Annotated in this window: 13 protein-coding genes; 6 read left to right on the top strand and 7 right to left on the bottom strand. The window is 70.1% G+C overall.

Annotated features, from left to right (window positions below):
• The 5 genes from ssb to H7F53_RS16185 form a co-directional block, all read right to left on the bottom strand.
• The coding region (gene ssb / locus H7F53_RS16205; RefSeq protein ID WP_185680550.1) for a single-stranded DNA-binding protein at positions 1-474 on the bottom strand (474 nt) is incomplete at its 3' end.
• A gap of 221 nt (positions 475-695) precedes the next feature.
• Positions 696-2,549, bottom strand: a complete 1,854-nt coding sequence (gene feoB / locus H7F53_RS16200) for a ferrous iron transporter B (protein ID WP_185680549.1) — start codon at positions 2,547-2,549, stop codon at positions 696-698.
• On the bottom strand, positions 2,546-2,785 hold the full coding sequence (locus H7F53_RS16195) for a FeoA family protein (protein WP_185680548.1): 240 nt from the start codon (positions 2,783-2,785) through the stop codon (positions 2,546-2,548). The genes feoB and H7F53_RS16195 overlap by 4 nt, the downstream gene beginning before the upstream one ends.
• Before the next feature lie 134 nt (positions 2,786-2,919).
• Entirely contained in the window at positions 2,920-3,588 is a 669-nt protein-coding gene (locus H7F53_RS16190) for a COQ9 family protein (RefSeq protein WP_185680547.1), read from the bottom strand.
• A gap of 1 nt (position 3,589) precedes the next feature.
• On the bottom strand, positions 3,590-4,225 hold the full coding sequence (locus tag H7F53_RS16185) for an ankyrin repeat domain-containing protein (protein ID WP_246438957.1): 636 nt from the start codon (positions 4,223-4,225) through the stop codon (positions 3,590-3,592).
• Between the two features lie 108 nt (positions 4,226-4,333).
• Here H7F53_RS16185 and H7F53_RS16180 point away from each other — a divergent pair, with 108 nt between their 5' ends.
• Genes H7F53_RS16180 through H7F53_RS16170 form a run of 3 tightly spaced genes read left to right on the top strand, consistent with a single transcriptional unit; the run spans position 4,334 to position 6,238 of the window.
• Entirely contained in the window at positions 4,334-4,987 is a 654-nt protein-coding gene (locus tag H7F53_RS16180) for an SCO family protein (RefSeq protein WP_185680546.1), read from the top strand.
• Between the two features lie 28 nt (positions 4,988-5,015).
• A complete protein-coding gene (locus H7F53_RS16175; RefSeq protein ID WP_185680545.1) occupies positions 5,016-5,489 on the top strand; it encodes a YcgN family cysteine cluster protein in 474 nt (157 codons plus the stop codon).
• A 23-nt stretch (positions 5,490-5,512) separates the two neighbouring features.
• On the top strand, positions 5,513-6,238 hold the full coding sequence (locus H7F53_RS16170; RefSeq protein ID WP_185680544.1) for a M48 family metallopeptidase: 726 nt from the start codon (positions 5,513-5,515) through the stop codon (positions 6,236-6,238).
• Between the two features lie 16 nt (positions 6,239-6,254).
• Here the strand turns inward: H7F53_RS16170 and H7F53_RS16165 are convergent, their stop codons facing one another.
• Both H7F53_RS16165 and H7F53_RS16160 read right to left on the bottom strand, forming a co-directional pair.
• Complete coding sequence (locus H7F53_RS16165; RefSeq protein ID WP_343062114.1) at positions 6,255-6,785, bottom strand: YceD family protein; 531 nt, start codon at positions 6,783-6,785, stop codon at positions 6,255-6,257.
• Complete coding sequence (locus H7F53_RS16160; protein ID WP_185680543.1) at positions 6,782-7,318, bottom strand: ubiquinol-cytochrome C chaperone family protein; 537 nt, start codon at positions 7,316-7,318, stop codon at positions 6,782-6,784. Before H7F53_RS16160 ends, H7F53_RS16165 begins: the two co-directional genes overlap by 4 nt.
• Positions 7,319-7,513: 195 nt before the next feature.
• On the opposite strand from H7F53_RS16160, the gene H7F53_RS16155 reads away from it, so the two are divergent.
• Genes H7F53_RS16155 through hslU form a run of 3 tightly spaced genes read left to right on the top strand, consistent with a single transcriptional unit; the run spans position 7,514 to position 9,950 of the window.
• Positions 7,514-8,002 (top strand): outer membrane protein assembly factor BamE, encoded by a 489-nt coding sequence (locus H7F53_RS16155; RefSeq protein WP_246438956.1) that lies wholly within the window; start codon positions 7,514-7,516, stop codon positions 8,000-8,002.
• A 45-nt stretch (positions 8,003-8,047) separates the two neighbouring features.
• Positions 8,048-8,605 (top strand): ATP-dependent protease subunit HslV, encoded by a 558-nt coding sequence (gene hslV / locus H7F53_RS16150; protein ID WP_281384827.1) that lies wholly within the window; start codon positions 8,048-8,050, stop codon positions 8,603-8,605.
• Between the two features lie 43 nt (positions 8,606-8,648).
• The gene (hslU, locus tag H7F53_RS16145) at positions 8,649-9,950 is read left to right on the top strand and encodes an ATP-dependent protease ATPase subunit HslU (protein WP_185680541.1); all 1,302 of its coding nucleotides are present in this window, start codon (positions 8,649-8,651) and stop codon (positions 9,948-9,950) included.
• The last annotated feature ends 155 nt before the right edge of the window (positions 9,951-10,105 follow it).

The following is a 10,105-nucleotide window of genomic DNA, read 5'->3' as shown; positions in this document are numbered from 1 at the left end:
GCCACCGGCCGCGCCGCCGCCGCCCGAACGGCCGCCGCCGAAGCCGCCGCCCCCTCCGCCGGCGCCGCCCCCGCCAGCACCGCCATCGTAGCCGCCGGACCGGCCGCCACCCTGGCCGCCGCCGGCCCCATCAAGCATGGTCAGCACGGCCCCGGGGCCCTGCAGCACCACCTCGGTCGAATAGCGGTCATTGCCCGACTGGTCCTGCCACTTGCGGGTGCGCAGCTGGCCCTCGACGTAGATCTTGCTGCCCTTCTTGAGGAAGCGTTCGGCCACTCCGACCAGGCCTTCCGAGAAGATCGCCACGGTGTGCCACTCGGTGCGCTCCTGGCGCTCGCCCGAATTGCGGTCCTTCCACGTCTCGCTGGTGGCGATGCGCAGGTTGCAGACCTTGCCGCCGTTCTGGAACGAGCGGACTTCGGGATCCTGCCCGAGGTTGCCCACCAGAATCACCTTGTTCACGCTGCCAGCCATCGAATCGTGTCCTCTCAGAATACGGAGCGGAGGACTATCCAATGATCGGCGGCGCGGCCAGTTGCCGGAGCCGGGTTTTCCCCCGGGGTGGAGACATCTCTCCCGGCGATCCCGGAGAGTGCCATTCAGTCTGCCGCCCGTTGTCCCGAAACACCTTCGGGATGACGATCGTGGAGGGATCCGAGGGCGAGCGGACCGGTCCGCCAGCAAAGTCGGGCGCGCTACAGCCCCGCCGCCGTGGCCGCCCAGAACGTGATTCCGGCGGCGAGATAGGCCAGGCCGAACAGGTAGGCGAGCATGAAGCTTGGCCAGAGCCAGCCGTTGGTCTCGCGCCGGGTGACGGCGATCGTGCTCATGCACTGCGGTGCGAAGACGAACCACGCGAGGAAGGCGAGCGCCATCGGCAGGGTCCAGTGCGCCTTGAGCTGGGCGCCGAGCTGCTGCGCGCCCGCTTCGTCGTCGGCCGCCGCTACGGCATAGGTCGTGGCGAGCGAACTCACCGCCACCTCGCGCGCGGCCATGGCGGGGATCAGCGCCAGCGCCATGTCGCGGTTGAAGCCGATCGGCTCCACCACCACCGCGAGACCGTTGGCGATCTGCCCGGCGATAGAGGCGTCGACCTGGTCCTGTCCGTCCTGCGCGCGGGGGAAGTTGAGCAGCAGCCAGAGCACCACGGTGACCGTGAAGATGATCGTCCCCGCCCGGCGCAGGAAGATCCAGGCACGCTGGAACAGGCCGATGAACAGGTCCTTGGCGCGCGGCATCTGGTACTTCGGCAACTCCATGATGAAGCCCGAGGCCGCGCCCTTGGTAACCGAGCGGCGCAGCAGCAGCGCCACGGCCATGGCCCCGACGACGCCGGCGACGTAGAGCGCGAACAGGACCAGTCCCTGCAGGCCGATGCCCAGACCCACCGCCCGGTTGGGGATGAAGGCGGCGATGATCACGGCATAGACCGGCAGCCGGGCCGAGCAGGTCATCATCGGTGCGATCAGGATCGTGGTCAGCCGGTCCTTCGGGTCGGTGATGCTGCGGGTCGCCATGATCCCCGGAATCGCGCAGGCGAAGCTCGACAGCAACGGAATGAAGCTCCGGCCAGAGAGGCCGACACCGGCCATCATCCGGTCCATCAGGAAGGCCGCCCGCGCCATGTAGCCCGAGGCCTCCATGGCGAGGATGAAGAAGAACAGGATCACGATCTGCGGCAGGAACACCACGACCGAGCCGACCCCGGCGATCACTCCCTCGGTGATGAGGTCGCGAACCAGCCCGGGGGCCATCGCGCCCTGCACCGCGTCGTGCAACCCGCCGGCTGCCGCCTCGAGTCCATCGGCGAAGGGCGTCGCCCCGGCGAAGACCGCCTGGAACACCACGAACAGCAGCGCGAAGAGGATCACCGGTCCCAGCCAGGGATGCAGCAACACGCGGTCGATGCGGGCATGGAGCCGGTGCTGGCGGGTTTCCGAGACGATCGCGGCGCGGGCGATGGCCTGGGCCGTGACGCGCCGTTCGGTCAGGTCGGTCGAAGGGCGGTGATGATCGCCCGGGTCGCGCGCCGCGCGGGCTTCGGCCGAGGCGATCGCCGCGGCCAGCGCGTCGAGCCCGCGCCGCCGCACGGCCACGGTGGGGATCACCGGCACGCCGAGCGCCTGCTCCAGCGCGGCGGGATCAAGCACCAGCCCGTCGCGCTCGGCGAGGTCGACCATGTTCAGCGCCACCACCGTCGGGCGGCCGAGCGCGATGATCTCCTGGGCAAAGACCAGATGCTGCTCGAGGTTCGAGGCGTCGAGCACCACCACCAGCACTTCGGGCATGGTCTCGCCGGGATACTGGCCAAGGATTACCCGGGCCGTCACCTCCTCGTCCGGGCTGGTCGCATGCAGCCCGTAGGAGCCGGGCAGGTCGGTCAGCTCGACCGGTTCGCCCGAGGGCAGGATCAGCCGTCCCGCCTTCCGTTCGACCGTGACGCCGGGATAGTTGGCGATCTTCTGGCGCGCCCCGGTGAGCGCGTTGAACAGCGCGCTCTTGCCCGCGTTCGGATTGCCCACCAGCGCGGCGGTGCGCAGCCGGCTCATACCGGCTCGACCTGCATCGCGCGGGCATGGACCCGGCGAAGCGCCACGGTCATCCGGCCGACCGTGATCGCCAGCGGATCGCGTCCGGCGAAAACGCCGCGGTGGGCCACGCTGACCCGCGCCCCGGCATCGAGCCCGAGCGCCTGCAGCCGCTGGGCTTCCTCGGCCACGAGCGCGGCCCAGTCGACCGCGACGATGCGCGCATCCTGGCCGATCGGGAGCAGGTCGAGGGTCATCGGTCCGCGCTGCCAGATGCGCGAATCAATTGCAAGTCATTCTCAATAAGCATGGCGGTTGGCAGTGCTCCCCGGGCTTCCCATGCCCTGGCTCGGGCCGGGCTGGCCTTGACCGGGATCAATCGCCGCCAGGCTCACCGCGCCGGATAGCGCAGCCGCCCGACCAGGCGGGTCACGCTGAAGGTCTCGTCGCTAGGCCGTGTGCACCGGGCCTTGGCCTTCTCGAACCGCATCACCCCGGCGATGCGCCGATCGAGGAAGGCGCGGGTCTCGGCCTTGTCCTCGCTGCGGTCGTTGACATGGGCCAGCAGCGTGGCCGCGTAGAGCGCCGCCAGCGTCGCCCGCTTGGTGTAATGGTTGTAGTCCGCCGCCGTATCGCCGGCCAGCCGCCACATCGCATCGGCGCTGCCCCACGACAGCCGCGCCGCCCGCGCCGCATTCTGCGGCAGGGCCATGATCGACAGCGCCCGCCGCACTGCCTCGTCAAGCCCGGCCAGCGCATCGAGACGGAACTGCACGAGGCTGCGGATCCGTTCGCGCACCGGCAGCGTCTGCAGGGTCGCCGCGGGGAGGGCGGCGGCCATGTCGGCGTCGATCCGCTCGATCCAGGCCACGATCATGTCCATCGCCCCGTCAGGGTAAGCCAGCCGTGCCGTTGCCGGATCGACCCCGAACGCCTCGGCGGCATGGGTCACGGCCGCGGTGGTCCAGCCATCGAACATGGCCGCCGAGGCAATCTCAGGGGCCAGCGCGAGCCGCAGTTCGTCCAGCGTCATGTCGGCAGGATCCATCACGATGGTCATGTCAGAAGCTCGGCCCGTAGCTGTTCTGCTTGCGCTTGGCGGCGGCCTTGGCGGCGGCCTCGATCTCGTTGGTGATGCTGCTTTCCGCACCCAGCAGAGCGGCATAGTCGCGCGCGCTGCGGCCCGAGTTGTCGGCCCGCCCGGCATCGGCCCCGGCCTTGAGCAGCAAGCGCACCAGTTCGATGTTGCGCTGGTGGACGGCGGCGATCAGCGGGGTCTCGCCATTGTCGTCGGGATCGTTGACCCGCGCCCCCTTGTCGAGCAGCAGCTGCGCGCCCTCGGGCCAGGCCAGGCTCACCGCGATTCCCAGCGGGGTGACCCCGCGATCGTTGCGGATGTTGGCGTTGGCGCCCTTGTAGAGCAGGAAGTTCAGCCAGGTGAAATCGCGCCGCTGGGTGACCAGGTGCAGCGCGCCGTTGCCGGTCGTGACATCGCGGGTGTTGATGATCGTGGCGCTGTCGGCCAGCGCCTTCTCGACCGCCTCGCCGTCCTTTTTCTTGACCGCCTCGAGGAACTTGTAGCCCACGCTCATCATCTGCGCACCCGCCGGTGCGGGAAGGACCACCGCCATGGCCAGCGCCGCCGCCACTACTCCGCGCCCGAACCTTGCCACCATCCGCACCATCTGCTCCGTCATCACCCTGCGATTCCCTGTCTGCACTGCACCGCTGGCCGTCCGTGGCCGGCGCGAGACCGGAATCCTGCCTTGCAGAGCGCGGTTTAGCAGAGCATGAACCGCCACGCCATGACCAACCCCCCGCGCTTCCCTCTTGGCCGTAATGCCCTCCGCCGGGCCGCCCTCGGCCGGGCTGCCGCCGCGCTGCTCGCGCTTGGCCCGCTCGCCGGACTGGCGGCCTGTCAGCAGCCGCCCGAGACACCGCCGCTGGCCGGCGCCAAGATCGGCGGCGAGTTTACCCTGGTCGACCGCAGCGGTCGCACCCTGACCTGGGGCAGCTTCAACGGGCGCTGGCGGATCGTCTATTTCGGCTACACGTTCTGCCCCGATGTCTGCCCGACCGACGTGGCGGTCCTGATGAAGGGCTACCGGCAGTTCGCCAAGGAGCATCCGCAGGAGGCCGCGATGGTCCAGCCGATCTTCATTTCCGTCGATCCCGTGCGCGACACCCCGGCGCGGGTGGGCGAGTTCGCCGATGCCTTCGGCGCGCCCCTGCTCGCCCTGACCGGCAGCCAGGAGCAGGTCGACGAGGCGGCGCGCGCCTTCGCGGTCTATCACGCCCGCGGCAAGGACCTGCCCGGCGGCGGCTATCTGGTCGACCACAGCCGCGCGGCCTATCTGATGGATCCCGACGGACGCCCGATCGCCCTGTTGCCTGCCGATCTGGGCGACCAGAAGGGCCCGCCCGCGGTCGCCGCCGAGCTGGCGAAGTGGGTGAAGTGAGGGACCGGCCCGGTGAGAGAACGGTGAGGTGAGGGAACGGTTCTGGGACCTGCCGCTGGACCGCCTCGACCGGGCCGAGTGGGAGGCCCTGTGCGACGGCTGCGGCCAATGCTGTCTGCACAAGGTCGAGGATGCCGACAGCGGCCGGGTCTGGCCGACCAACGTGGCCTGCAAGCTGCTCGACCTCCGCACGGCGCGGTGCAGCGACTATGCCAACCGCCGGCGCTACGTGCCCGATTGCGTGCGGCTGACCCCGGCCCTGGCCGGCCAGCTCGAATGGCTCCCCGCCACCTGCGCCTACCGCCTGCGCGCCGACGGTGCGCCGCTGCCCGGCTGGCATCCGCTGCTGAGCGGCAATCCCGCTACGGTGCGGGCCGCCGGTGTCTCGGTGATCGGCCGGGTGATCAGCGAGACGATCGCCGGGCCGCTCGAACAGCACATCGACTGGGGTGACGAGGAGCCGCTCGAGGTCGAGCGCGTCCGGGATGAGGACGATGACTGAGACCGTGCCGCCTTGGACCCGCCATGCTTGACTGGCTGCGCCGCGATCCGCGCCGGGCCGTCACCTTGACGCTGGCCGGGCGCGAGGTGCCGGTCGAGGTGCGGCGGCTGGCCCATGCCCGGCGGCTGACCCTGCGGCTCGCGCCCGATGGCAGTGCGGTGCGGATCACGATCCCGCGCTGGACCCCGACCGGCGAGGCGCTGGAGTTTGCGCGTTCGCGCCAGGACTGGCTCGAGCGCCAGCTCGAGCGGCTGGTCCCGCCGCAGCCGCTTGCCCCCGGGGCAAGCCTGCCGTGGCGCGGAGTGCCGCGGCTCCTGCTCCACGATGCCACCGCCCGTCGCGGGGTGACGCTCGAGCCGGCGGCGATCCGGGTTGGCGGCGCGGTCGAATCGCTGGTGCCGCGGCTGCGGCGCTGGGTCCAGGCCGAGGCGCGCAGCCTGTTCCAGGCCGATCTGGCCGACTATGCGCCGCGCGCTGGGGTCTCGCTGCCGCCGCTGGCCCTGACCAGCGCGCAGCGCCGCTGGGGATCGTGCTCGACCGGCGGGGTGGTGCGGCTCAACTGGCGGTTGGCCCTGGCGCCCGACGCGGTCCGGCGCTCGGTGGTCGCGCACGAGGTCGCCCATCTGGTCCACTTCGACCACTCGCCGCGCTTCCATGCCCTGCTGGCGACGCTGTTCGAGGAGGATCTGGCGGTGGCCAACACCTGGCTCAAGGCCCACGGCCGGACGCTCTACGCTCCCTTCGGCTGAGCGGCGCGGGGCCGGGTCAGTCCTTGCCCAGCTTGAGCGCGGCCAGCCCGGCAAAGGCGCCGGTGGCTTCCTCCGGCAGAATCCCGGCGGCGCGCCGGGCGGCCTCGGCCTGGGGGCCACAGGCGAAGGGATCGATCGCCAGCCCGAGCGACTGGGCGATCGCCTCGCCCAGATCGAACTGGGTCCCGCTGTAGGGAATGTCGTCGCAGTCGTCGGCGGTCAGCTCGATCTCGCTGTCGGGCGCCGGATCGTCGGTGGCGGGGACGAAGCGCAGCGCCAGGGGCTCCTCGGTCGCCTGCGGCAGGTCCTCGCCCGAAACCGCGCAGGACTGGATCCAGGCGGCGCGCAGTGTGCCGCTGGCGGTCACGGTGGCATCCTCGGCCACGAGGGACACCCGTGCCTCGAGCCGCTCGATCGCGACCAGATCGAACCGCGCGGCGAGCGCGCCGCATTCCGCGGCATCGGCGACCAGGTCCAGCGGCGCCGCGCCGATCTGGCGCAGGTCGATCATCCGGCTGAACTCCGGGCGGTCGGCCGCGAGGCTCACGGCAGAGTGATCCGCGCGGCGAGCAGATCCTCGGCCGACACCTGCGCGAGGCTGCCCGCGAGGCCGCGCAGCAGGGCGGCGATTCGCGCGGGGCGGCCGTCTTCGCCCAGTGTCACATTGCGGGCGATGGCCTCCTCGAGCGCCGCCGGATCGGCCGCGGCCAGCGCCTCGCGCAGCGCGCCGAGCCGGCCGCCGAGCACGCTCATCAGCCGGCCGATGTGCTTGCCCACCACCAGATCGCCCACGCCGCTCTCGCGCAGCTGGCCATCCATGTCGTCGACGAACAGCTCGGTCACCCGCACCGACGGGGTCATCAGCGCGGGCTCGCGCTCCATCCGCAGCAGCGCGGCGCAGAGCACCAGGGTGATCGTGTCGAACCGGCCCGCCACGGTGTCGGCGATCCCGCCGCCATCCCGCGCCGCCGGGGCGAACCAGCGCGGATCGCGGGCCAGTTCGACGATGCGGTGCCACAGCGGCCGGTACGGAGCGCGATCGTCGTTGCGCGACTTGAACAGGTGGGAGAGGAACGCCATGCGCCAGTCTTTCTCGACAGGGTTGCTTGAGCCTCAGCCGTTCACGGCCGATTCAAGTGCCGCGCGCCAAGCGTCCTTGCGGGTTCGTGCCGGGCGCCCTAAGGCTGGCTGCGATATAGGCGGTTGCCGGCGCTTGGCAACCGGCCCTCCCGGCCATGGGGCCAAGGGACAGGGTGCGCAAGGATGCGGGTGAACATGCAGGTCTTCTCACGGCTGGTGATGGGCGGGGCAGTGCTGGCGGCACTCGCCGGCTGCTCCTCGATCCAGGATCATCGCGGCTACCTGATCGACCAGGCGCTGATCGATTCGGTCCAGCCCGGGGTGGACAACAAGCTCTCGGTCGAGCGCACGCTGGGCCGGCCGACCTTCGTTGCGCAGTTCGGCGCGCCGGCCTGGTACTACGTCTCGATCGATACCCGCCAGGCGGCCTTCACCCGCCCGCAGCCCAAGCAGCAGACGATCCTGCGCATCACCTTCGACGATGCCGGCAATGTCAGCGGCATCGACAAGCGCGGGGTAGAAAAGGTTGTCCGGCTCGATCCCGATGGGCACAAGACCCCGACGCTCGGCCGCGACCGCAGCTTCCTTGAGGACCTGTTCGGCAACATCGGCGCGGTCGGCGCGGCCGGCATGGGTGGTCCGGCACAGGGCGGCAACACCGGCACCGGACCGAACGGCAGCTGAGCTTCGGCGCTTGATCCTGCCGCGGCGGTTCCCATATCGCCCGGCATGAACGACAGCAGGGCGAGCCACGGCCTGATCCAGTGGCACGGCACCACCATCATCGGGGTGAAGAAGAACGGCCGCACGGTCATCGCCGGCGACGGGCAGGTCTCCATGGGCAATACGGTGATGAAGCCCAATGCCCGCAAGGTCCGGCGGATCGGCGACAGCAAGGTGATTGCCGGGTTCGCCGGCGCCACGGCCGATGCCTTCACCCTGTTCGAACGCCTCGAACGCAAGCTGGAGCAGCATCGCGGCCAACTCATGCGCGCCGCGGTGGAACTGGCCAAGGACTGGCGCACCGACAAGTACTTGCGCAATCTGGAAGCGCTGATGATCGTGGCCGATGCCGAGACCCTGCTGGTCCTGACCGGCAACGGCGACGTGCTGGAGCCTGAAGGCGGCATCACGGCGATCGGCTCGGGCGGCAACTATGCGCTCGCCGCGGCCCGCGCGCTCGACGCCTATGAAAACGACGCTGAGACCATCGCCCGCAAGGCCATGCAGGTGGCGGCCGATATCTGCGTGTTCACCAATGACCGGGTGACCGTGGAAAGCATTTGACCGTCTGTCCCCTTCCGCTTGCGGGAGGGGAGAAGGAATTGTGATGAAAGACTCCCTCACCCCCAAGGCGATCGTCGCCGCGCTCGACGAGCACATCATCGGCCAGCATGAGGCCAAGAAGGCCGTCGCCGTCGCGCTGCGCAACCGCTGGCGCCGGCAGCGCCTGTCGCCCGAGCTGCGCGACGAGGTAACCCCCAAGAACATCCTGATGATCGGGCCCACGGGCTGCGGCAAGACCGAGATCAGCCGCCGTCTCGCGAAGCTGGCCGACGCCCCGTTCGTCAAGGTCGAGGCGACCAAGTTCACCGAGGTCGGCTATGTCGGCCGCGACGTCGAGCAGATCGCTCGCGACCTTGCTGAGGAGGCGATCCGGCTCGAGAAGGAGCGCCGCCGCGAAGCGGTGCGCGAGGCCGCCAGCAAGGCGGCGATGGACCGCCTGCTGCGCGCCCTGGTCGGCGACGGGGCCAGCGAGGCGACCCGCGAGAGCTTCCGCCAGCGCATCGTCGAGAACGCGATGAACGACGTCGAGGTCGAGATCGAGGTCGAAGATACCCCGGCTGCACCCTTCGAGCTGCCGGGAATGCCGGGCAATGTCGGCATGATCAACCTGTCCGACATGATGAGCAAGGCGATGGGCCGCAGCCCGCTCAAGCGGCGCAAGCTCAAGGTGCCCGATGCCTGGGACAAGCTGGTCGACGAGGAGGCCGAGAAGCGCATGGACCAGGACGACGTCGCCCGCGTCGCGCTGCTCAATGCCGAGACCAACGGCATCGTGTTCCTGGACGAGATCGACAAGATCGCGGTCAGCGACGTGCGCGGCGGCTCGGTCAGCCGCGAAGGCGTGCAGCGCGATCTGCTGCCGCTGATCGAGGGCACCACCGTGGCGACCAAGTACGGGCCGATGAAGACCGACCACGTGCTGTTCATCGCCTCGGGCGCATTCCACGTCGCCAAGCCCAGCGACATGCTGCCCGAACTGCAGGGCCGCCTGCCGATCCGGGTCGAGCTGCAGGGCCTGACCGAGGACGACTTCGTCCGTATCCTCGCCGAGACCCGGGCCAATCTGGTTACCCAGTACAAGGCCCTGCTGGGCACTGAGCAGGTGACCATCGATTTCACCCCCGAGGCCGTCCGCGAGGTGGCGCGCATTGCTGCGCAGGTCAACGAGACGGTCGAGAACATCGGCGCGCGGCGGCTTCAGACGGTGATGGAGAAGCTGCTCGAGGAGCTCAGCTTCGAGGCCGAGGACCGCGCCGGTGAGACCGTGACCATTGACGCGGCCTATGTCCGGACCCGGCTCGACGGGCTGGCGCGCAATGCCGATCTCAGCAAGTACATCCTCTAGCGGCGTTCTTGCGATGCTCCGTGCGCGGCCCTGGGTTCGCCGCGAACGGGGGTCGGTCGTGCAGCATGAGGAAGGGTGCCAGTGCTGCGCCGTGCGCTTCAGGGTCAGCGGGGCGCCGCAACCCGTCAGCCTGTGCCACCGCCCCGGGTTTGCCC

It is taken from the genome of Novosphingobium piscinae (assembly GCF_014230355.1).
Taxonomy (GTDB): domain Bacteria; phylum Pseudomonadota; class Alphaproteobacteria; order Sphingomonadales; family Sphingomonadaceae; genus Novosphingobium; species Novosphingobium piscinae.
The sequence above is the reverse complement of the archived record's forward strand: the minus strand, read 5'-3'. Positions and strand labels throughout refer to the sequence as shown.

Bases quoted from the DNA above. Each gene is read 5' to 3' on its own strand.
- feoB (WP_185680549.1), bottom strand. From the start codon at position 2,549: ATGAGCCGGCTGCGCACCGCCGCGCTGGTGGGCAATCCGAACGCGGGC.
- H7F53_RS16195 (WP_185680548.1), bottom strand. From the start codon at position 2,785: ATGACCCTCGACCTGCTCCCGATCGGCCAGGATGCGCGCATCGTCGCG.
- H7F53_RS16190 (WP_185680547.1), bottom strand. From the start codon at position 3,588: ATGACCATCGTGATGGATCCTGCCGACATGACGCTGGACGAACTGCGG.
- H7F53_RS16185 (WP_246438957.1), bottom strand. From the start codon at position 4,225: ATGACGGAGCAGATGGTGCGGATGGTGGCAAGGTTCGGGCGCGGAGTA.
- H7F53_RS16180 (WP_185680546.1), top strand. From the start codon at position 4,334: ATGACCAACCCCCCGCGCTTCCCTCTTGGCCGTAATGCCCTCCGCCGG.
- H7F53_RS16170 (WP_185680544.1), top strand. From the start codon at position 5,513: ATGCTTGACTGGCTGCGCCGCGATCCGCGCCGGGCCGTCACCTTGACG.
- H7F53_RS16160 (WP_185680543.1), bottom strand. From the start codon at position 7,318: ATGGCGTTCCTCTCCCACCTGTTCAAGTCGCGCAACGACGATCGCGCT.
- H7F53_RS16155 (WP_246438956.1), top strand. From the start codon at position 7,514: ATGCAGGTCTTCTCACGGCTGGTGATGGGCGGGGCAGTGCTGGCGGCA.
- hslV (WP_281384827.1), top strand. From the start codon at position 8,048: ATGAACGACAGCAGGGCGAGCCACGGCCTGATCCAGTGGCACGGCACC.
- hslU (WP_185680541.1), top strand. From the start codon at position 8,649: ATGAAAGACTCCCTCACCCCCAAGGCGATCGTCGCCGCGCTCGACGAG.